Source organism: Corynebacterium sp. ACRPF (assembly GCF_022347395.1).
Taxonomy (GTDB): Bacteria; Actinomycetota; Actinomycetes; order Mycobacteriales; family Mycobacteriaceae; genus Corynebacterium; species Corynebacterium tuberculostearicum_D.
The window spans coordinates 107,785-129,459 of sequence record NZ_JAKRNB010000001.1; the positions used below are offsets into that span (position 1 = coordinate 107,785).

Annotated in this window: 20 protein-coding genes and 1 pseudogene; 8 read left to right on the plus strand and 13 right to left on the minus strand. The window is 59.2% G+C overall.

The genetic code is table 11. The annotated features are described in order from the left end of the window. The 4 genes from MHX61_RS00490 to gatB form a co-directional block, all read right to left on the minus strand. A complete protein-coding gene (locus MHX61_RS00490) occupies nt 1–1,071 on the minus strand; it encodes an aldo/keto reductase (RefSeq protein WP_239191441.1) in 1,071 nt (356 codons plus the stop codon). 17 nt (nt 1,072–1,088) lie between these two features. Further along, the gene (locus MHX61_RS00495; RefSeq protein WP_239191443.1) at nt 1,089–2,516 is read right to left on the minus strand and encodes a hypothetical protein; all 1,428 of its coding nucleotides are present in this window, start codon (nt 2,514–2,516) and stop codon (nt 1,089–1,091) included. 202 nt (nt 2,517–2,718) lie between these two features. Further along, the gene (locus MHX61_RS00500) at nt 2,719–3,771 is read right to left on the minus strand and encodes an NAD(P)-dependent alcohol dehydrogenase (RefSeq protein WP_204609344.1); all 1,053 of its coding nucleotides are present in this window, start codon (nt 3,769–3,771) and stop codon (nt 2,719–2,721) included. A 135-nt stretch (nt 3,772–3,906) separates the two neighbouring features. Next, nucleotides 3,907–5,412 (minus strand): Asp-tRNA(Asn)/Glu-tRNA(Gln) amidotransferase subunit GatB, encoded by a 1,506-nt coding sequence (gene gatB, locus MHX61_RS00505; protein ID WP_040425024.1) that lies wholly within the window; start codon nt 5,410–5,412, stop codon nt 3,907–3,909. Nucleotides 5,413–5,469: 57 nt separating this feature from the next. On the opposite strand from gatB, the gene MHX61_RS00510 reads away from it, so the two are divergent. Then, nucleotides 5,470–6,255, plus strand: a complete 786-nt coding sequence (locus MHX61_RS00510; protein ID WP_239191445.1) for a DUF4261 domain-containing protein — start codon at nt 5,470–5,472, stop codon at nt 6,253–6,255. Nucleotides 6,256–6,269: 14 nt separating this feature from the next. Here MHX61_RS00510 and MHX61_RS00515 read toward each other — a convergent pair whose 3' ends face one another. The 3 genes from MHX61_RS00515 to MHX61_RS00525 form a co-directional block, all read right to left on the minus strand. After that, the gene (locus MHX61_RS00515) at nt 6,270–7,238 is read right to left on the minus strand and encodes a bile acid:sodium symporter family protein (RefSeq protein ID WP_370658395.1); all 969 of its coding nucleotides are present in this window, start codon (nt 7,236–7,238) and stop codon (nt 6,270–6,272) included. 79 nt (nt 7,239–7,317) lie between these two features. Then, nucleotides 7,318–8,349 (minus strand): ATP-dependent 6-phosphofructokinase, encoded by a 1,032-nt coding sequence (locus MHX61_RS00520; RefSeq protein ID WP_005327686.1) that lies wholly within the window; start codon nt 8,347–8,349, stop codon nt 7,318–7,320. 24 nt (nt 8,350–8,373) lie between these two features. Continuing rightward, the gene (locus MHX61_RS00525; RefSeq protein ID WP_204609350.1) at nt 8,374–9,750 is read right to left on the minus strand and encodes an MFS transporter; all 1,377 of its coding nucleotides are present in this window, start codon (nt 9,748–9,750) and stop codon (nt 8,374–8,376) included. 47 nt (nt 9,751–9,797) lie between these two features. On the opposite strand from MHX61_RS00525, the gene MHX61_RS00530 reads away from it, so the two are divergent. Then, complete coding sequence (locus MHX61_RS00530; protein ID WP_005323344.1) at nt 9,798–10,121, plus strand: hypothetical protein; 324 nt, start codon at nt 9,798–9,800, stop codon at nt 10,119–10,121. A gap of 69 nt (nt 10,122–10,190) precedes the next feature. Here the strand turns inward: MHX61_RS00530 and MHX61_RS00535 are convergent, their stop codons facing one another. The 3 genes from MHX61_RS00535 to gatC form a co-directional block, all read right to left on the minus strand. Then, on the minus strand, nt 10,191–10,685 hold the full coding sequence (locus MHX61_RS00535; RefSeq protein ID WP_239191450.1) for an META domain-containing protein: 495 nt from the start codon (nt 10,683–10,685) through the stop codon (nt 10,191–10,193). A gap of 86 nt (nt 10,686–10,771) precedes the next feature. Beyond that, nucleotides 10,772–12,259 carry an Asp-tRNA(Asn)/Glu-tRNA(Gln) amidotransferase subunit GatA gene (gene gatA / locus MHX61_RS00540; protein ID WP_239191451.1) on the minus strand — a complete coding sequence of 496 codons (1,488 nt, stop codon included), beginning with the start codon at nt 12,257–12,259 and terminating at the stop codon, nt 10,772–10,774. Continuing rightward, nucleotides 12,260–12,556, minus strand: coding sequence for an Asp-tRNA(Asn)/Glu-tRNA(Gln) amidotransferase subunit GatC (gene gatC, locus MHX61_RS00545; protein ID WP_005327681.1), 297 nt, complete (start codon nt 12,554–12,556; stop codon nt 12,260–12,262). A gap of 204 nt (nt 12,557–12,760) precedes the next feature. Here gatC and MHX61_RS00550 point away from each other — a divergent pair, with 204 nt between their 5' ends. After that, a complete protein-coding gene (locus MHX61_RS00550; RefSeq protein ID WP_204609358.1) occupies nt 12,761–13,420 on the plus strand; it encodes an amino acid-binding ACT domain protein in 660 nt (219 codons plus the stop codon). 10 nt (nt 13,421–13,430) lie between these two features. Here the strand turns inward: MHX61_RS00550 and ligA are convergent, their stop codons facing one another. After that, entirely contained in the window at nt 13,431–15,500 is a 2,070-nt protein-coding gene (gene ligA, locus MHX61_RS00555; RefSeq protein ID WP_255717422.1) for an NAD-dependent DNA ligase LigA, read from the minus strand. A 45-nt stretch (nt 15,501–15,545) separates the two neighbouring features. Between ligA and MHX61_RS00560 the strand changes: the two genes are divergently transcribed. The 4 genes from MHX61_RS00560 (at nt 15,546) to MHX61_RS00575 (ending at nt 19,229) form a co-directional block, all read left to right on the plus strand. Next, complete coding sequence (locus MHX61_RS00560; RefSeq protein WP_204609362.1) at nt 15,546–16,217, plus strand: 3'-5' exonuclease; 672 nt, start codon at nt 15,546–15,548, stop codon at nt 16,215–16,217. Nucleotides 16,218–16,257: 40 nt separating this feature from the next. Further along, nucleotides 16,258–16,755 (plus strand): helix-turn-helix transcriptional regulator, encoded by a 498-nt coding sequence (locus MHX61_RS00565; RefSeq protein WP_204609364.1) that lies wholly within the window; start codon nt 16,258–16,260, stop codon nt 16,753–16,755. After that, nucleotides 16,755–17,747, plus strand: coding sequence for a serine hydrolase (locus MHX61_RS00570; RefSeq protein ID WP_239191455.1), 993 nt, complete (start codon nt 16,755–16,757; stop codon nt 17,745–17,747). The genes MHX61_RS00565 and MHX61_RS00570 overlap by 1 nt, the downstream gene beginning before the upstream one ends. A 360-nt stretch (nt 17,748–18,107) precedes the next feature. Further along, complete coding sequence (locus tag MHX61_RS00575; protein ID WP_239191457.1) at nt 18,108–19,229, plus strand: ATP-binding protein; 1,122 nt, start codon at nt 18,108–18,110, stop codon at nt 19,227–19,229. Here MHX61_RS00575 and MHX61_RS00580 read toward each other — a convergent pair. Continuing rightward, nucleotides 19,226–20,140, minus strand: a complete 915-nt coding sequence (locus MHX61_RS00580; protein ID WP_204609371.1) for a methionine synthase — start codon at nt 20,138–20,140, stop codon at nt 19,226–19,228. The genes MHX61_RS00575 and MHX61_RS00580 overlap by 4 nt on opposite strands. Nucleotides 20,141–20,217: 77 nt before the next feature. On the opposite strand from MHX61_RS00580, the pseudogene MHX61_RS00585 reads away from it, so the two are divergent. Next, nucleotides 20,218–20,585 (plus strand): annotated as a pseudogene (locus MHX61_RS00585) (PH domain-containing protein). Here MHX61_RS00585 and mnmA read toward each other — a convergent pair. Beyond that, complete coding sequence (gene mnmA / locus MHX61_RS00590) at nt 20,578–21,663, minus strand: tRNA 2-thiouridine(34) synthase MnmA (protein ID WP_204609373.1); 1,086 nt, start codon at nt 21,661–21,663, stop codon at nt 20,578–20,580. The pseudogene MHX61_RS00585 and the gene mnmA sit on opposite strands and share 8 nt — an antisense overlap. Nucleotides 21,664–21,675 lie beyond the last annotated feature (12 nt).

Here is a 21,675-nt window from a genome sequence, read left to right on the forward strand (position 1 = left end):
CTAGTTTCCTCGCACGCGGGAGGCGGTGGCGCCGGCCCAGCGGTTGATGCCGGCGTCATGGGCGACGTCGTCAATCGCAGCCAGCTCCTCCGCGCTGAAGTCAAGGTGATCCAGCGCGCCCAGGTTGTGCTCGAGCTGCTCCACCGAAGAAGCACCCAACAGCGCCGAGGTAAGCGTGCGATCCCCCTGGTCACGCAGCACCCACGAAATGGCCATCTGGGCCAGCGACTGCCCGCGCTTGCCTGCAATATCGTTGAGCGAGCGGATCATGGAAAGGTTCTCCTCATTGAGCCAGTCCTTTTCCAAGGTCTTATTCTTCGCCGCACGCGAATCTGCGGGGATGCCGTCGATATAGCGGTCCGTGAGCATACCCTGCGCCAACGGGCCGAAGCCGATGACGCCTAGGCCGCTGCGCGCCGTGACATCAAGCAGCGACTCGCCGTCTTCGCCCGGGCGCTCAATCCAGCGGTTCAAAATGGAATAGCTGGGCTGATGAATCAGCAACGGGCAGCCCTCATCTTCCATAAACTCCACGGCCTCAGCGGTGAGCTCCGGACCATAAGAGGAGATGCCCACATACAGCGCCTTGCCGGAGGCTACGATATCCCGCAGCGCATACAGGGTCTCCTCCAGCGGGGTATCCGGGTCCGGACGGTGGTGGTAGAAGATGTCCACATAATCCAAGCCCATACGCTTCAGGGAAGCGTCCAAGGAGCTCACCAGGTACTTGCGGGAGCCGCCGAAACCGTAGGGCGAATCATTCATCACCCAGCCGGCCTTGGAGGAAATGATCATTTCATCGCGGAAGGGGCGGAAATCACGGGCGAAGATGCGTCCGAAGTTGTCCTCCGCGGCGCCTGGTTCAGGGCCATAGTTATTGGCCAAATCGAAATGAGTAATCCCCCGGTCATACGCCGCGCGCAGGATTTCGCGCTGCGTGGCCAGGGGACGGTCGTCGCCGAAGTTCTGCCATAGGCCAAGGGAAATGGCCGGCAGCTTCAGCCCAGAGTTGCCTACTCGGCGGTACTCCATCGAATCATAACGGTCAGATGCGGGTGCATAGATACTCATAGCACCCCATTGTCCGCTTAATTCTTGGAATTGTCAGCCTTTGGCAGCTCCTCATCTTCTTCAGGGGCGCCGGATGCGCCGGTTTCTTCGACCCACTTTTCAATTTCTTCCGGGGTGCGGTCGGTTTCTACCGCGTCGCGTTCGGTGTAATAGGAGTAGTCGTGGCGCTTTTCTGCGTACTTCTTTTTGTCAAAGTCCACGTCATCGTCGCCGTCAAGCTCTTCGGTGACCTCATCCACCAGCTCATCGTAGAGGGCCTCATTGTCCATATTGGAGTCCTCGATGTGCTGGCCAATTTCATCGTCATAGCGCTCAGCATCATATGCCTTGTCCGGATGCAGCTTCAGATGCATGAGGGCGCGTACGCGCTCACGGCGCACGGCCTCATCCTGGATCTGAGACTGGCTGCGGAACCAAGCAAAGACCAGGATGGCTACCATCAGAATGCCCATGTAGCCGATGACGGGGTAGATGTAGTTCATCAGGGTCTTGAAGCCGGCGAAGGACACGGCGAAACCAGCCAAGCAGCCAATAACGAAGATAACCGGGAAGCGCTTCTCATGACCAGCAGACAGGCGCTTGCCCAGTGCGTAGAACATGCCGATAGCGGTATTGAAGATCATCAAGTAAATGATGACCGCCATGATGGAGCCGAGCGTCGGGTTAACGCTATCTACCAAAGACAGCATCGGAATATCGGAGCCTTGTGCCTTGTCCGAGTTCATCAGCAAGGAGAATCCGGCAAGGCCCATCATGATGGAGTAGATGACGCCGCCTACAACGCCGCCCCAACCGGCCTCGCGTGGGCTGATATTGTCGCCACCGATAACCAGGGACATGGACACGGCGAGCATCAGCGCCAGGCCGTTGTAATTGAGTGCGGAAATGAGCCAGTTACCAATCGGGGTGTCGATCTGGCTGGAGGCGTCCATAGCGGCGCCGATGTCATCCGGCATATTGAGGCCGGTGTAGATGGCAACACCAATGACCGCAATGATGATGGTCGGTGTTACAGCACCGATAACCTTGGATACCTTATCCACGTCGAGCATGCCCACGATAAGCACCAATACCAACATGAGCGTGGAGCCGATCCAAGTCTTCCAGCCAAACTGCTGCTCCATATTGGAACCCGCGCCAGCCAACATCACAAAGCCAATGGCAAAGAGGGTGATGATGACCGCGATGTCCAGCAATTTGGAGACGATCGGGTGGGTGACATTGCGGAAAACGGTATTGTGCTCAGAAGCGTGGAAGTAGCTGCCCAGCTGCAAGAACACGGTACCGGCAAGGGTCATGATCAGTGCGGCGATAATGATGCCGGGAATACCCCAGGAACCAAAGGCAGTGAAGTACTGCACCACCTCTTGGCCCGTGGCAAAGCCGGCGCCCACCAACAAGCCCACGAAGGACATGGCAATGGCGATAATGTTTTTAGAAGACACGGTTGCCTAACTTTTGTAGCGAATATCTCTCGCATACTGGTGCGCGCGGCCCCTTGTCCCCCACTCCCCAGCACATGGGCTACACAACACCGGTATGCGTTCCTTAAGGAATGGTACGTAAGTGACCCGTTAAACACCTACTGGCACATACCGATGTTGTGGTAAATCACATTCGGGCGTTCCGCGAAATCAACCTAACGCTTTAGTCGTCAAAGGTCGCGGTATCAATCACGAAGCGGAACTTTACATCGCCTTCCACCACGCGCTCATAGGCGTCATCAACATCGTTGACGCCGATCTTTTCAATAACGGCGCCGATGCCGTGCTCGGCGCAGAAATCCAGCATTTCCTGGGTCTCTGCAATGCCGCCGATGTTATTACCGGTTAGCACCTTGCCGCCGCCGACAAGGCTGCTCATGTGTACTCCCAGCTCTTCCGGTGGAAGTCCGACAACGGACATGATGCCGCGCGGCTTCAGCAGCTGCAGGTAGTCATTGAGGGAGTACTGGGCAGAAATGGTGGACAAGATGAGGTCGAATTCACCACGGTGGTTATCAAAGAAGTCTTCGTCCTCACCTGTGGCCAGAATATGCTTAGCACCCAGCTCGTAGGCTTCCTTTTCCTTGCGCAGGGAGCGGGAAATCACGGTTACATCCGCACCCTTGGCCGCCGCGATCTGCACACCCATGTGGCCCAAGCCGCCCAGGCCTACTACGGCAACCTTGTCGCCTTCCTTGACCTGCCAGCGAGCCAGCGGTGAATAGGTAGTGATTCCGGCGCACAGCAGCGGGGCTGCGACATCAAAGTCAATGCCCTCCGGGATGGTGCACACAAAGTTTTCGTTGACGACTACCTTCTGGGCGTAGCCGCCTTGGGTAATGGTGCCGTCTACATCTTCGGAGTTATAGGTGCCCACATTGCCATTCAGGCAGTTCTGCTCCTGGCCGTTGCGACACTGTTCGCACTCACCACAGGAGTTGACCAGGCAGCCAACGCCAACGCGGTCGCCGACTTTAAATTTCGTGACCTTATCGCCCACGGCTTCCACGACGCCGGCAATCTCGTGGCCCACCGTCAGCGGGAAGTGGGCCTGGCCCCATTCGTTGCGGATCGTGTGAATATCGGAGTGGCAGATGCCTGCAGCCTTGATATCAATGACCACGTCGTCTTCGCGCGGATCGCGGCGCTCAATTTCTACGACCTTGAATGGTGCTTCAGGGCTTTCCTTTTGCAATACTTTGCTCTTAATTGTCATGCCCACGACCCTACGCGTAACCCCACTGACCTCGCCTAACGAAAATAATCACCAACTCTAACGGGGAAGGAAAACCAAAAAGCCAGCCACGCCCCTCTCGTTGAGGAGGAAAACGCGGCTGGCTATGTGGGGGTCTTAGTTCAGCTTCTCTGCGATGAGCTTATTGACCTGGCCCGGATCGGCCTTGCCCTGGGTGGCCTTCATGACCGCACCCACGATGGCACCGGTGACCTTCTTATTGCCGGCACGGTACTTTTCCACGATGTCCGGGTTGGCGGCCAGCGCGTCATCCACGGCCTTCTCGATGGCGCCATCATCGCGCACGACCTCCAAGCCGCGCTTTTCGACGACCTCGTCGACGTCACCCTCGCCCGCCAACACACCGTCGACGGCCTTGCGTGCGAGCTTGGTGGTCAGCTTGCCCTCGTTGACGAGCGCGATAACGCGCGCCACGTGCTGCGGGGTAATGGACAGACCAGCAAGATCGGTCTCCTGCTCGTTGGCCTTGCCGGCCAGGTAGGAAACCCACCAGGAGCGTGCCTCGTCCGGCTTCGCACCGGCTTCAACGGTATCCACGATGAGGTCGAGGGCGCCGGCGTTGACCAAGTCGCGCATCTCCTCATCCTTGATGCCCCACTCTTCCTGGATGCGCGCACGGCGAACCCATGGCAGTTCCGGAAGGGTCTGGCGCAGCTCTTCTACCCACTCGCGCGGGGCGATGACCGGCGGCAGGTCCGGATCATTGAAGTAACGGTAATCCTCCGCGGTTTCCTTCGGACGACCCTTCGAAGTGGTGCCATCGGTCTCTTGATAGTGACGGGTTTCCTGATCAATGGTGCCGCCATCTTCGAGCACCTGCGCCTGGCGCTGCATTTCGAAGCGAACCGCCTGCTCCACGGAACGCAGGGAGTTAATGTTCTTGGTCTCGGTACGGGTACCAAACTCTTCCTGGCCCACCGGGCGCAGGGACAGGTTGGAGTCCACACGCATGGAGCCTTGATCCATGCGGGCGTCGGAAACGCCCAAGGCTGCAACGAGCTCACGCAGCGCGGAAACGTAGGCCTTAGCCACCTCCGGCGCGCGCTCACCGGCGCCAATGATCGGCTTGGTAACGATCTCAATGAGAGGAATGCCCGCACGGTTGCAATCCACCAGGGATGCCGTGGCGCCGTGAATACGGCCGTCCGCACCACCGAGGTGGGTCAGCTTGCCGGTGTCTTCCTCCATGTGGGCACGCTCGATTTCCACGCGCCACTCGGTGCCGTCTTCCAGCACAACGTCCAGGTAGCCGTCATAGGCAATCGGCTCGTCGTACTGGGAAATCTGGTAGTTCTTCGGCTGGTCCGGGTAAAAGTAATTCTTGCGGGCAAAGCGAGAGGACTCCGCAATGGAGCAATTAAGCGCCAGGCCAATCTTGATGGCGCCCTCCACGCCCTTGGAGTTAACTACCGGCAGCGCACCGGGCAGGCCCAGGGAGACCGGGTCAACGTTGGAATTAGGCGCTGCGTTGAAGTTCGTAGGAGAGGTAGAAAACATCTTGGTTTCCGTATCCAGCTCTACGTGGACTTCCATGCCCATTACCGGTTCGAACTTTTCTAGGACCTCATCGAAGTCCATCAGGTCATACATCGCAGCAGTCATGCGTGCCATCTTAATACGTCCATGCGCCCGCGCGCTCACGCCCCTAAGCTGAATATTATGACTACACCACATAGCGTTGATGCCGCGCTTATCGATGCCCCATTGATCAACATCGCAGTCTTCCGCACTGCCCCTACCCCTGAAGAGGTAAGCGAGCGCCTGACCACCACTTTTGGCGATCGCCTGGGAGATATCACGCCGGGCAAAAATCCCGGAAGCATCATGGTCGAGCTTGATGAGTCCTTCCTATTGCACTACCAAGCCGTCGATACCCCTCCCACCCGCGAAAGCTATGGCCTCCACCCCATTTTGAGCGCGGATGCTCGCGGCCTCGATTCCGCCACCGCACAAATCCTCGTGTCCGTGCTTCCCGGCGAGACCGAAGATGATCGCGCGAAGCAATTCCGCGAAGCCCGCCGCGATCACCTTGAGCTGCTCTCCAAGGCCACCGCGGTAGTAGCCGAGCACCCCGACTGCCTGATAGTGCATAACCCGCGCGGCAACGTTTCTATCGCGCCGAATACTTTCCTCGAGGCCGTTCGGGACAACCTTGCCCCAATGCACATCGCCCCAGTGTGGCTTACCCAAAAAGAAAACAAGATCTTGGGTTATACCGTTGGGCTGGTCCAAGCCGGACACCCTGAAGTCCAGGCAGCGACCGAATCCATGGATCCCACCGATCTCTATTACAAGCTGGCCAATATCACAGACCATGTTCTGCAAGGCGCCACCGTCAAAGACGGCGACACCCTCTCTTTCGAGCAAGGCCAGCCCCCACTGACCGTGCAGAAAGAACCCTGGTTTGTAGACGAATCCTATCCTGCGGTCACGATTAATTTTTAGCGGGTTTCCCGGTCCTACTTCCGGGAATCCGAATAGCGGCAGATGGCTGCCAGCACCGCACCAGAGAGGTTGTGCCACACCGAAAAGACGGCACCTGGCAGGGCGGCCAATGGGTTCATATAGGTCGATGCCAGGGAGGTAGCCAAGCCGGAGTTTTGCATGCCCACCTCGACGGCCATGGTGCGCCGCGCGGCGATCGGCTGCTTGGTCAGCATTCCGGCCAGGTAGCCCAAGCCGTAGCCGCAGCCGTTGTGGATTACCACTGCGGCGAAGACGAGTACGCCTGCGGTAGCGATGGTGTCGTGCGCTCCGCCAACCACAATGCACACAATGGCTGAAATGGCCGCAACCGAGATCCACGGCAATGCCGCGTTAATCTTTATCACCACTCGGGGAACCAGCATGCCGATGAGAATGCCGGCGATAACCGGAATGAGCACGACCTTCACAATGGACCACGCCATGGCCGAGGCGGAGACCGGCATGTACTCCCCTGACAGCCACAGTGTCAGCAACGGCGTGAGGACCGGCGCCAACAGGGTGGAAATGGACGTCATGGTCACCGACAAAGCCACATCACCGCGCGCAAGGTAAGACACCACGTTGGAACTCGTGCCGCCGGGCGCGCAGCCCACCAAGATAACGCCGGCCGCTACAGCATCAGGAAGATCCATCACAGCGACCACCAACAGCGCCACCAGCGGCATTATGACAAACTGCGCTACTACTCCGATGAGAACGGGCAGCGGACGGCGAACCACCAAGGCAAAATCTACCGGCTTGAGGGTTAGGCCCATGCCGAACATGACAATACCCAGCAGTGGGGTGACTTGCGGGGCGAAGGAAGCTGCGGTCTCTGGCGCGAGGTATCCCACCACGCCACCGATAATCACGAGCACGGGAAAGCCTAGCGCTGCAATGAGCGCTTGACGGTCTTGCGCTGAGGAGGGCGCAGCGGGCGCCTCCACCCGATTATCTGTCATGCTATCGATACTCATGGGCAAAAGAATACGCTCCCACCCAGTGGGAGCGCTATCTTAATATTCGGAACGCAGTATGCCTCTAGCCAAAGAGCGCCTGGGCGTTGCGATAACGCGATTCCGGTACCGTCTTCAGCGTACCCACGGCATCTTCCAACGGGACGAGGTCAATATCCTCACCATGGAGGGCAACACACATGCCAGACTTGCCTTCGTGGATGGCGCGCGCTGCGTGCACGCCGTAGCGAGTAGCAAGCACGCGGTCATAGGCCGTCGGCGTGCCGCCGCGCTGGATATGCCCCAGCACGGTCGTACGCACGTCATACCCGGTGCGTGCCTTGATTTCATCGCCGATTACCTGGCCGATGCCGTTGAAAGTCTGGTGCCCAAACTGATCGACGCCGCCGGCCTCGAAGTCCATAGTCCCCTCCTTCGGGAGGGCGCCTTCTGCCACGCAGATAATGCCGTACTTCTCGCCCATCTGGAAGCGGCGTTCCATCGCCTTCGTAATCTCCGCGATATCAAAGGGCTCTTCCGGTACCACGGTGTAGTGCGCGCCGCCGGCCATGCCCGCGTGCAGGGCAATCCATCCCACGTGGCGGCCCATAACCTCCACGATCAGGATGCGGTTATGGGACTCTGCGGTGGTGTGCAGACGGTCGATAGCATCGGTGGCCACAGAAACGGCGGTATCGAAACCAAAGGTGTAGTCGGTGGCGTTAACGTCATTATCAATGGTCTTCGGCACGCCCACTACTGGCACGCCGTTATCAGAAAGCCACTTTGCGCCCTTGAGGGTACCTTCACCACCGATGGCGACAAGGGCATCCACCCCGGCATCCGCCATGTTGGACTTAATCTGGTCAAGGCCGGCCTTGAACTTATCCGGATGCAGGCGGCCGGTACCCAGGATGGTGCCGCCGCGCAACAAAATACGGTCGATTTCCGCATCGTCATAAAGATCGCGGCGGCGGTCTTCCATCAGACCGACCCAGCCGTCTTCATAACCTACAACGGTATCTCCAAATTCATTGGACGCGGTACGCACTACCGCACGGATTACAGCATTGAGGCCGGGGCAATCGCCGCCGGACGTTAAAACACCTAGACGCATATCTACCAATCTAGCGCGCGATTTTTAGGCCTGCAGAGTGTCCCTAAAACCTAGGGCAGAAACCAGGCCCACCACCAGCGCAGCCACGATGACGAGCAGCGAATTAATAATTGCCGCCTCTGGGTTACCCGTTTGCATAACTGCGGATACCAGGGCAACTCCCACCACGGAACCCACCTGGCGGGAGGTGTTATACACACCGGAGGCAGCGCCCATAAGCTCCGGCGAGATATCGCGCAAGGTGGTAGCTGCGTTGGAACCCCAAATGAAGGACTGTCCCACGCCGAGCCCGGCAATGGGCAGACCGAGGACCCACGGAAGGGCGTCGACCTGCATGACCCACCATGCCGCAAGGAGCGAAAGTATCAGGATGGAAAATCCCAGCACCCCCAGGATCCGCGGGTTAACATAATCCGCCATGATGCCAGCGAGCGGAGATATCAGGAGAGACACCAGCGCCATAGGAGCCACGATGATGCCGGCTTCGCCCGCAGGCACTCCCTGCATGGTCTGCAGCCACAACATGATGGGCAGCATCACTGCGGCCGCCATGAACCCCATTGCAATGATTCCTACCGAGCCCGCCAGGTAATTGCGGTCACTAAATAGCGCCAGCGGCACCAGCGGACTCGACCCGCGGGCCTGGGCAGTTGCCTGCAATCGAATAAACCAGACGCTAGCGACAACTCCGGCGAGCAGGATCAGCCAAATGGTCCATCCCCAGCCAAGCACCGGGCCCTGCTGAATACCAAAGACGATTGCCGCCAAGGCGATGAGCGACACGATGGCCGAGGGCGCATCGATAGACTGCGCGGTCGTGGGCAGCTCAGGCACCCACAGCAGCGCGAAGACAATGGCTAGCACCACGAAGGGAACGTGTACCCAAAAGGCGGCCTGCCACCCAAAGTGCCCGACCAGAAAGCCACCGGCGAGTGGACCGGCAAGTGCAGCTACCGAGCCAATGACGCCCCACACACCCAGTGCGCGCCCACGGCGCTCGCGCGCAAAGATGCGATTGATAACGGACATGGTCTGTGGCATCTGGAGGGACGCACCCACGCCTTGCACGGCACGCGCCGCAATGAGCACTTCCACTGTGGGCGCCACGGCACACGCCACCGCACCGAGTCCGAAAATGCCCACACCCAAACAGAACATCCGGCGCTGGCCTAAAACATCGCCCAAGCGGCCGGCAAAGAGCAGCGGCACCACCACAGCCAACAAATAGGCCGCGGATACCCACATGGTGTGGTTTACGCCTGCGTTGAGCTCGCGTTGCAGGTCAGGCAGCGCCACCGCCACCATGGATTGGTCCAGCAGGGATACAAAGAATCCGAGGGACAATGCAAACATGGCGCGCCATGCTTGGCGCTCGGGCGGCAGATGCGTCTCCACAGTCATGGCCTTAGAGTCTAGCGGTCCGAGAAATGTCGACCTAGACTGGCTGCATGTCCATGATCGATATTAAAAAGCCCCAAGACGTTTCTACCGCGACTACTGTCACCCTCGGCCTCATCGGTGGCTGGGTCACCGCCCGCGAGACCGGCATTCGCCCGCTAGGCGGCGTAATCCTCGCCGCTGCCGGTGTATGGGCGGGTCGCTCTTGGGCCAAGAAAACCACCCCGGCTACCACCGCCGGCCTGTGCGCACTCTACGTGGGCGCATTCGGCGCCTCCCACCCACTGGCCAAGAAGATCGGTGCGTGGCCGGCGGTACTCAGCGTCACTGCAGCCTCGGCGGGCGCGGCTTATGCGCTTTCCGACGCCAAATAGTCTCCACCCACACAAATGCGCACCACGTCCCTAGACATGGTGCGCATTTCTCTTGCGCGGCGCTAGTTTCTACTTGGCCACCGTGAACTCAACCGCAGCATTATCGCTACCCAAGGCAACGGTGCCGCCGGGGAGGTTATAGAAGGAGGGGTTGGACTCGAGGAGGCCACGGAGGGCGTCGGAAAGCTCCTGCGTATGCTCATCGCAGGCCGCGCGGGTGGAATTGAACTCGCCCACGCTGATGGTGCCATCCTTGGCCACCTCGTAGGTAGTGGTGTAGGTATTGCAGCCATCATTGACCGCCAGGGTACGGTCCTTAGCAAAGGAGACGCTCAGCTTGCCGTCTTCCTTAACGGAGTGGAGGTCGCCGGTGATGGTCTGTCCTTCAATGTGAGGCTCCAGCTTCTCTGCGCCCTCCGGGAGCGGAGAAATCAGATCAGACTGGGTCGGCGCGGTCATGCTAAACCCCGGATCGATGTCGGGAACCTGCGCAGCGTTGGCAGCTCCAGCGCCCATCAGCACAGCGGCGGACAGCGAAAACAGTGCGGTCTTTTTGAAATGCATACCCAATAATTTACCCCCGCCGAATATAACTTCAACGGGGGTAAAGAAACCTTTATGGAATCGTCAGGGACTCCACAGGCGGCGATTTACTTATCGCGGCCAGCCTCATAGGCAGCGCCCACCTTGTACAGGCGATTATCCGCAAAGGCCGGAGCCATGATCTGCAGGCCGGTGGGCAGGTTGGTATCGCTCGCCATACCGGACGGCACAGACATGCCGCACAGGCCGGCCAGGTTCAGCGGCAGGGTGCACAGGTCAAAGTTGTACATTGCCATCGGATCCTCGGCCTTCTCCCCCAGCTTGAAGGCGGTAGTCGGGGTGGTCGGGGAAACGAGTACGTCAACCTGCTCGAAGGCACGGGCAAAGTCCTGCGCAATGAGGGTACGCACGCGCTGCGCCTGCAGGTAGTAGGCGTCGTAGTAGCCCACGGACAGCGCATAGGTGCCCAGCATGATGCGACGCTTTACCTCGGGGCCAAAGCCCTCCGCACGAGACTGGGACATGACCTGCTCCGCGGAGTGGGAGCCGTCATCGCCGGCACGCAGGCCGTAGCGCATGCCATCGAAACGTGCCAGGTTAGACGAGACCTCACACGGCATGATCAGGTAGTACGCCGCCAGGGCGTCATCGAAGTGCGGGCAATCAACCTCAACAATTTCGGCACCCTGCTCGCGCAGCTGATCGACGGCGGCGTGGTAATTCTCCATCACGCCTTCCTGCCAGCCATCGCGCTCAAACTGCTTAATGAGGCCGACCTTTACACCGGACAGGTCTCCCTTGGCACCTTCGCGGGCGGCGGCGACAACCGGTGCTACCGGCTTATCCACGGAGGTCGCATCGAAGGCATCGTGGCCGGCGATGACCTCGTGCAACAGCGCGGTATCTAGGACCGTGCGGCCACAGGGGCCGGCCTGATCCAGCGAAGATGCAGCAGCAATGAGGCCATAGCGGGACACGGTGCCGTAGGTTGGCTTAACACCCACAGTATTGGTCAGCGCGGCTGGCTGGCGGATGGAGCCGCCGGTATCGGTACCAATGCCGAGCGGTGCCTGGCCGGAGGCGAGTGCAGCTGCGGTACCGCCGCCCGAGCCGCCCGGGGTGCGCTCGGTGTCATAAGGGTTATGCGCTGGACCAAAGGCAGAGTTCTCATTGGAAGAACCCATGGCAAACTCATCCAGGTTGGTCTTGCCCAGGATGGGAATCCCGGCCTCGCGCAGACGCTTGGTCACAGTGGCGTCATACGGAGAAACGTAGCCCTCCAGCATCTTGGACGCCGCGGTGGTCGGCGCATCGGTGGTAACGAGCAAGTCCTTCAGCGCCAGTGGCACGCCAGCCAGACCAGAAGCAGGCTCTTCGCCAGCATCGAAGGCCTTATCCACGGCGTCGGCAGCCGCGAGGGCTTCTTCCGCACCCACGTGCAGGAAGGAGTTAAGCTCCTCATTGGTCTCTGCGATGCGATCCAGGAAGGCCTGGGTAACCTCGCGGGAGGTAATTTCGCGGGAATGAATCTTTTCCGCCAGCTCGGCGGCAGTCAGGGAGGTCAAGCCCTCCGCGGGAACGGTCAGGTTAGACATTTATTCTCCTCCCAAAATCTGTGGCACGACAAAGCGCTCATCTTCTACGGCCGGCGCCTGGTCCAAGGCCTGTTCTGCAGTAAGGGTGCGCACAATAACGTCCTCGCGCATCGGGGCGTCCACGGAGTGCGGGTGGCTCATCGGCTCCACACCCTCAGTATCCACGTTTCCTACCGCGGAAACGGAATCAACAATTTCATCAATCTGCGTTGCAAACTGGGCTAGCTCTTCCTCACTGAGGGCCAGGCGGGAAAGCTTGGCGAGGTGGGCTACCTCATCACGCGAAATCTCAGACACGCGAACTCCATCCTTTATCTGCATAATCGACATGCGGGTGAAAAATATTCACACGATGCATGTACTATGTGAATTGCTAACGACCCATGGTACTGCACCTAACGCGACGGCTGCCGCGTCACCCCAAATTTGCGTTGCTTGAAGCCCGCATTGTGACGCACGTATCATGTTTGGGACTACAAACTACCGAAAGCGTGCGAGACCATGTCCTTTTTGATCCGTGTACTGCTCCCCGATGCCCCTGGCAGCCTGGGCCAGCTTGCCGACGCCTTTGGACTCGTCGACGGCAATATCCAATCGGTCGACATCGTAGAAAACTTCCCCGATGGCACCGTTATGGACGACATCGTCATTGAGCTGCCCCAAGGCACAATGGCCGATGTCCTCATCACCGCCGCCTCCTCCGTGGACGGCGTGGAAATTGATTCCATCCGCCCGTTTAGCGGCCGAGTAGACCGCCGCGGCCAGATCGAGCTGCTCGCGCGTGTAGCTAACGCCACCAATGTCACTGCGGCCATGGAAGAGGTTGTCGCGGCGATCCCGAAGGCACTCACATCCACCTGGTGCATCGTCATTGACAATAACGAGCCCATCCGCCGCTTGGCCTCCTCCAATGCGGCGCCGGAAGATGACGGCACCGTTCCCCACGACATTGAGGTGGAAAGCGCCCGCGTCCTCAGCCCCGAACGCGACGAGTGGGTGCCCGAAAGCTGGTCGCTGCTTGACTCCGCACTCGCCGCCGCCCCACTCGGCGATACCGGATTAGTCATCGCCATGGGTCGAACCGGCGGCCCTGACTACCTCGCCTCCGAGGTCGAGCACCTGGGCCACATCGGCACTATCTTGGGCAGCTTCCTCAAATAGCCACTGCAAACTAGGCTTCGCCGGTCTCTAGTAGTTGCTGGAATTGCGCCTCGTTGAGGATCGGGATGTCTAGCTCGCGAGCTTTATCCTCCTTCGATCCGGCGTTTGCACCTGCTACTAGATACGAGGTTTTCTTCGACACCGAACCGGTGGCCTTGCCGCCGCGAGAGACAATAGCCTCTTTCGCGGAATCCCTAGTGAAGTTCTCCAAGCTGCCGGTAACCACAATGGTCAAGCCCTCGAGGGTCTGCTCTTTGTGGTCCTCGGCCGCTACCTCCATGGCCACGCCCGCAGCAGCCCATTTGTCCACAATCGTGCGGTGCCAATCCACCTCGAACCAATCGTGGAAGGATTGCGCGATGGTCATGCCGACGCCATCGACCTCTGCAAGCTCCTCCGTCTTCGCAGCGCGCAGCTTGTCCATGGATCCATAGCGGGAGGCAAGCGCCCGAGCCGCAATCGGGCCTACATGACGTATGGACAGCGAGACCAAGACGCGCCAGAAGTCGCGCCCCTTTACCTCCTCCAGGTTGTTTAGCAAGTTCTGGCCTGCCGTATTGACCTTGACGTTGCCCTCCTTCTTAGAGCGCTTGTCTTTGGTGTCCTTCTTTGCGGTATAGACATCTGAGGCCAATAGCTTTTCCGCGGTGAGCTCAAAAAGCTCCGACTCATCAACGAGAATGCCGTTGTCGATCAGATCCATCGCACCTTTCTCGCCCAAAGCCTCAATATCCAACGCCTTGCGGGAGGCCAGATACTCCAATCGTGCCGAGAGCTGCGCCGGACAGGACTGCGTATTGGGACAACGCCAATCCGCGTCACCGTCCTTCTGCGGGGCCAATTTCGTACCGCATGCGGGACAGTTCTCCGGGAAGGTCCACTCGTACTCGCTACCATCGCGCTGCTCGCGCACCGGCCCAAGGACCTCCGGAATAATTTCGCCCGCCTTGCGGATAATGACGGTATCCCCAATGAGCACGCCCTTGCGCTTGACCTCGGATTGGTTGTGCAGGGTAGCCATCTCCACCGTAGATCCAGAAACGAAGACTGGCTCCATCACTGCGTACGGGGTTACTCGCCCGGTGCGACCAACACCCACCTCAATGTTTTTGAGCTTCGTGGTCACTTCCTCCGGCGGATACTTGTAGGCAATGGCCCAGCGCGGTGCGCGGGAAGTCGCACCCAGCGCTCGCTGCGACGCCAAATCATCCACCTTGACCACGAGACCATCCATTTCAAAGATGGCGTCGTGGCGGTGTTCTGCCCAATGCGCCACCTCGTCCTGAACCTCTTTGGCTGAGTGCACCTGCTTGGTATACGGGGAAACGGGCAGCCCCCAGGCCGCAATCGCCTTATAGGCATCGTGCTGTGAGGTGGGCGAGAATCCCTCGCGCGCGCCCAAGCCGTGGCACACCATCTTCAGGCGGCGCTTTTTCACCTCGGCGGGGTCCTTCATGCGAAGTCCACCGGCCGCGGCGTTGCGCGGGTTGGCAAATTTATCCTTGCCATCAGCCGCGCGGTCCTCATTGATCTCCTCGAAATCCTCGGGTCGCATATATACCTCGCCACGGATCTCGATAAGCTCCGGGACAGGGTATTCAGCAGTTCCCGTCAACCCATGCGGAATATCCTCGATTACGCGGGCATTGGCAGTGATCTCCTCGCCCACCGTGCCGTCGCCACGAGTAGCAGCGGTGGTCAAGCGCCCATTGCGATAAACCAAGTCGATAGACAAGCCATCAATCTTCAGCTCGGTGAGATAGGTCTTAGCCGGTGTTCTATCCAGCCAATCCTGCATCTCGCCAGCGCTAAAAACATTGTCCAAGCTCATCATGCGCTCAAGGTGCTCAATATCCTCGCCGGCGCTCGGGGCAGCACCCACCTGCTGGGTGGGCGAATCAGGCACGGCAAGCTCTGGGTGCTCTTCTTCTAGCGCAAGTAGGCGCTGGAAAAGTGCATCAAAGTCGGCGTCGGGAATAGCCGGCTCACCGTTGTAGTACAGGTTGCGGTGGCGGCGCACTTCCTGCGCGAGGTCATTCCATTCACGGTGCAGATCAACTGGATTAGTCACGCTGCCCAAGTGTAGCTATCCCTCGTGTCGGGGCTAGCTACTAAGGTATGGATCATGAATTTCGACGCCTCCCGCATGCTCGCCTTCGACCTTGAGACCACCTCGGCTAACCCTAAAGAAGCCCGCATTGTTACCTCCGCCCTAGTCCGCATTGACGGCCGCGATGTGCAAAAAATTGAGCACCTAGCCGATCCCGGAATCGAAATTCCGCAGGAAGCAACCAATGTCCATGGAATTACTACGGAAAAGGCCCGCGCCGAGGGCCGCCCGCACGAGGAGGTGCTAAAAGACACGGTCGAAGCCATCAAGGCCGCATGGGAGGATGGCCTGACGCTGATCGTCTACAACGCAGCATTTGATCTCACCGTATTGCGCAGCCTCACCGGCGATTTTACGGTGACCGGCCCAGTCTACGACCCCTACGTGATTGACCGCGTCAGCGATAAGTGGCGCAAGGGAAAGCGCACCCTTGGCGCCGTGTGCGAGCACTACGGCGTCGAGTTGGGTAATGCCCACGAAGCTACTGCCGACGCCCTCGCGGCCGCCCGCGTGGCCTGGAAGCAGGTTCGCCAGCACTACCCCAACCTGGCACAGATGGAGGAAAACGAACTCATGGAGTTCCAGGCCGTCAAGTGGTACGAGGACCGCGTCGCCTTCAAGAAGTACCTAGAAGGCAAGGGCCGCGATGCCTCGGATGTCTCGACGGCGTGGCCGCTGATTTCTTAAACCCATTGCCATAGTTCTAGAGTTTTGGAATTCTAGAACTATGGAATCTTTAGAATCCCGAGTTTCAGCTCTCGAGGAGCGCGTCGCCAAGCTCGAAAACCCCACACCAACTCAGGCGGAAGCTCCCACAGGCGAGTCCACCATGTGGCTTGCGGACACCCTCGAGCCTTCTGAAGAGCTTCCCGAGGGGTCCGTAATCTTTGGCGGCAACCTCACTATCGGCGAGGGCTCTTATACCTACCAATGGCAGCGACCAACAAGGGCAGTAACCAATGGAGACTGGTCCGAAAACCTCGACCGCCTTGCTGCTCTGGCCCACCCCATTCGTGGCGAGATCCTGCGCCGACTCCTTACCGCACCGGCCAGCGCCACAGAACTTGCCGAAGAAGAAATCGTCACGTCTACCGGCACGGCCTATCACCACCTCAGCGCCCTCACTAGCGCGGGCTGGACCACCAAAACAGGCGGAAAATACGCACTTCGCCCCGCCCGAGTGGTGCCCCTCCTGACCATCATTACCGCAAGCGAGGCCCACTAATGCGCAAATTAGCCCTCGCCGCCGTCGTAACCGTGGTATCGGCCACCTTCTTACTCATTGTTGGACCCCAGCGAATCTCGATGGCCGATACCGCAACCGGAGATCCAGGACTCTCCACGCACCTACGGGAACACTCAGAAGCTGGTTTCAACAACCTCACCGCCTTCACACTTGATCAGGGAAAGGCCACCTTCGCCGGACTCGGCGCCAATGAACACACCGAGGTAGAGATCGGTTCTGCCACCAAGATGTTCACCGGAGAAATTGCCCACCAACTGGTAGAAGAGGGAAAAATTCGCCTCGACACCACGATGGGTGAAGTCCTCGAGGTTGGTGACTCACCAGTCTCCGACGTAACAGTTCGGGAGCTACTCGATCACACCTCGGGCTTACCCAGACAGGCAAAAGCCATGACTTTCTCATCTGCTGTCTCTAGCATCACCGGTTCAAACCCGTACGCAGGTGTATCCACACAAGATATCGTCGATTCAGCAACCGAATCGGAGCTTGCAGATCGTGGCACAGAATCCTATTCCAACTTGGGCTACGCGCTGCTCGGCCACGCCTTAGAAACGGCTGCCGATACGCCATACGAACAATTACTCCACGAGAGAATCCTAAAGCCCGCCGGAATGAAGGAAACCTACCTCATGACACCAGGTTCCGTCCCCGACGAAGCCCCTCGCGGACTCACAGCCGCAGGCCGAACTGCTGAGCCTTGGGAAATGGAAGGCTGTTCCGCCGCAGCTGGAGCCATTCGGTCCACCGCTCATGACATGGCAGCTTTCGCTACATGGTTTATGGAACATGGCGACACTAGCTATGGATGGCAGGAGAATGATGACGGCAAGAGCTTTTGGCACAACGGCGGCACCTACGGCTACTCCACAATGCTCATCATTGATCCGAAGGAAAATCGCGCAGCCTTCGCAAATAATGACTCGCCGGCGGGAACTGAAGACCTCGCAGAAGCACTTTTCGAGAGGATTTAGGAAACCACAATGCTCCTCACATTAATCCCTGCCGCTATCACTGCGTTCGAGCTCTGGTCTGCATGGAAGACCCTAAAGAAGCCAGTTTCTTCCCCTATGCTGGTTATAGACGCAATCTTCACGGTCGCCATCATTGCTCTTGTCGGCATCGCAATGCCGTGGTACCGAGCAGTAGATTTTGGATGGTGGTACGCGATTGTTACCGCTGGCTCCCTGCACATCGGTGCCATCGCTTGGCGCCTAGACTCTCTCCACAGTAAGAAACCTACAAACCACAGTAAGAAATCTACAAAGTCTCCCAAATCTCCACATTGAGCCGAAAGTCTCCCAAATCTCCGGCAAACGGGTTACACTAGCCGCATGGACAACCCATTCCGCCCGACATTCGGCGCCCCTCCCCTGTTCTGGGTCGGCCGCGGCGTCGTGCTCGATAGTTTCCGCACCGCCCTCGATGGTTCGGCAGGCAATGCCTCCCGTTCCATGGTGCTAAGCGGCGCTAGGGGCATCGGCAAAACGGTCCTCATCAACGAGTTGGAAGACATTGCTGAAGCGCGCGGTTGGGTAACGCTGCGTGCCTCCGGGCGCTCCACCATGGTGGAGGAACTGGTCAACACCACGATTCCGAGGCTTCTCGAGCGGCTCTCGCCCAGCGATAAAAAGAAGGTCAGCCGCATCGGCATCGGCGGCGTAGGATCGATTGGCTTCGACCACCAGAAGGAAGACCGCTTCACCCCCACGTTGAATACCCGCCTACGCGAGCTATCCGCCGAGCTAAACGGCACCGGCATCCTCCTTACCATCGATGAGGTCCAAGACGCCGACGTCGAAGAGCTCACCACCATCGCCGTGGCCTACCAAGACTTGGTGCGCGATGAAATCGACATCGCCTTGGTGGCCGCTGGCCTGCCGCAGGGGGTCAACCACTTGCTGGACCTGCCCGGGGTCACCTTCCTGCGCCGGGCCCAGAAATTCGTGCTCGGTCCCTTATCGCCGGCCAATGCGGAGCAGGCGCTCGAACATACAGCCTCGGGGTCGGGACTGGAGTTTAGCCAGGACGCGATTACGAACGCCGCCGCGCTCACCCGCGGCTACCCCTACCTCGTGCAATTGGTGGGCTCGCTGGCTTGGGAGCGCAGTCGCCGGAATCAAGAAAGCGGCATTTCCCAGCAGACAATTGCCTCCATCGCCCCGGACGCAATATCAATCATGGGCGCGCAGGTGCACCAGCCTGCGACGCTGGCCCTGCCGCCGGCGCAGCGGGAGTTCCTGGAGGCGATGGCCGCAGTCGAAGTCGATGGCATCGCCACCATCGCAGACATCGCGCGCCACATGGACCGCACGGTGCGCTCCTTGTCGGCCACCCGCCAGCGGCTTATCGACGCCGACCTCATCGAACCCACCGCCCATGGCAAGCTACGCTACGTCATTCCCTATATGGGCGAATACTTCACCACCACGGATAGCCGCGGGCGCGTCGATTAAAGATCGCCGGCGTCGCGGACGAGGATGCCCGCCACCTCAGCGGCAAAAGAGTAGCTGTGCGCTGCCTTGTCCACCGGCCACGGGAAGATATCAACCTGCCCTGGAATTCGCTCCCGTGATAGCCCCATGCGGTCGAAGTGCTGAGCAATAGAAATAGCTTCCGTGCGAGCATCGTGCCCTGCCACGCCGAGACCAACGCGAGCGCCACCATCAATCCACTGCCCCAAGCCATCGAGATGCTCGGGCGAGGCTAGACCAGCGAAATCGAGCAGTACCGTCTTCGCTCCCACTTCCCATAGTGGCTCGCGAAGCCGGAGGTAGTCCGCGCAAAACTCCGCCAGTGTCGCGTTGACTTGGTCCGCGGGAACAGCCCTAATCGTATCGAAGTCGGTGGTGCCTGGAAGGGTGCCCGACAGGACGTGGGCAAGCAGGGGCTCGTCCAGCTGGACCCGCACTTCTGCCCCAAAGCGCTGTGCTACCTGTGCCTTGTGTTCCTGAATTCCGGCCAATAGAGCACCACACAAGTCCCGGAACGCACCCGAATCAGTAATCGCGCGGTGCCCGTTTCCTAGCTCCACAGCGGCCGCCAAACTCCACGGGCCTACCGCTTGGACCTTGATGCGCGGAACTGACTCGCCCCACACCTCCTGAATCTCGTCCAGATCCCGGCTCATCTGGTCGCCTATCCGATGCGAGATGAGCTGCGGCCGATCGCTGAGCACCCATGAGCGCGGTCCGCGGTCAATGGAGACTGCTTCCAACAAGCCCGCTGTTCGCCCAATTGCCCCAGCGTGAATCCCGCGGTCCGGCAATTGCGGAAGGTGCGGGAGACCACCCGTCTCGCCCATCACGATGTCTGCCGCCTCACTCATGGAGTATCCCGGCATAGGGCCTAAGCCAAAAGCGTCCATATTCACCTCGGCGCTAGTATTATTTTTCAGAATTATCTACCCGATACGCGACGTATCACTTGGAAAGGAACCTTACTATGGGCGTGGAAAAATACTCCGGCTGGACCTTCTACAACGAGTGCGAAATTCCCCAGGACATTTCCACTGTTTTGGCCGAACAGGAATATCCCGTCTGCGCTTTCAAGACAGTCCGTGATGCCGCCGTATTTACCAATAGGCGCCTCATCATCCGCGACGCTCAAGGCCTTACAGGCAAAAGGTAGAGATGTACTCCCTGCCCTATTCCTCCATTAACATGTGGTCCACGGAAAACGCGGGAAAGCTCCTTGACTTCAATGCTGAGCTGCAGCTGTGGACGAGGGCTGGCGAATTCAAAATCAACATTGGCCCCGATATCGATGTCCGAGCGCTAGATCGGCTCATTGCCAACTGCGTGCTTAATTAGTTCCACAGATGGTGCCGGAGCCGATAACGATGTCTCCCAGCTTATCCGGCGAAGGCAAGTACAGCACCGCCGCTTGGCCGCGGGCGACACCAGATAGCGGCTCCTTGAGTTCGAGGTGCATTTCGTCCGCCTCGCGGTCAACGTGGGCGGTACATGGCACCACGGAGCCGTGTGCGCGCACCTGAACCTCGCACTCGAAATCCCCATCCATGCCTGGGTGGAGGTACTTCAGGCGATCGGCCTGAATCGAGGTTACGGCCAAGTCCTCGCGGGCGCCGACGGTAACCGTGCCGGTAGCAGCATCAATATCGGTGACGTAGCGGGGGCGGCCGTCGGCAGCCGGCGCCTTGATGTCTAGGCCCTTGCGCTGGCCGATGGTGTAGTTCCACGCACCATCGTGCTCCTTGAGCTCCGTGCCCTGTTGATCCACGATCATGCCGGGGCGAAGCCCAATGCGTGCACCCAGAAACGCCTGCGTATTACCGTCGGGAATGAAGCAAATGTCATAGGAATCCGGCTTCTTCGCGGTGGAAAATCCGTGTGCTGCGGCTTCCTCGCGGATCTGTGGTTTGGGGGTGTCGCCGATGGGGAAAAAGCAGTGCTCCAACTCCTCAGCCGAAATCACGCCGAGCACATAAGATTGATCCTTATTTTCGTCCAAAGACCGGCGCATGTAGCCGTCTTCATCGATGGTTGCATAGTGGCCCGTCGCAACCGCATCGAAGCCAAGCGCCATGCCCTTTTGCAGCAGCGCTCGGAACTTAATCTTCTCGTTGCAGCGCAGGCAGGGATTGGGTGTCTCACCGCGGGCGTAGGAATCCACGAAGTCCGTAATGACCTCTTCTTTGAATTCTTCTGAAAAGTCCCACACATAAAAGGGAATGCCCAGCTTATCGCAGATACGACGGGCGTCGGCCGAATCCTCCAACGAACAGCAACCGCGGGCCTTTTCCCTGGTCTGCTGCGCGTCTTTGTGCAGCGCGAGGTGAACGCCAATCACCTCGTGGCCGGCTTCTACTGCACGGGCGGCGGCAACCGATGAGTCCACGCCGCCGGACATGGCAACCAATACTCGCATTGTGCTCCCCAT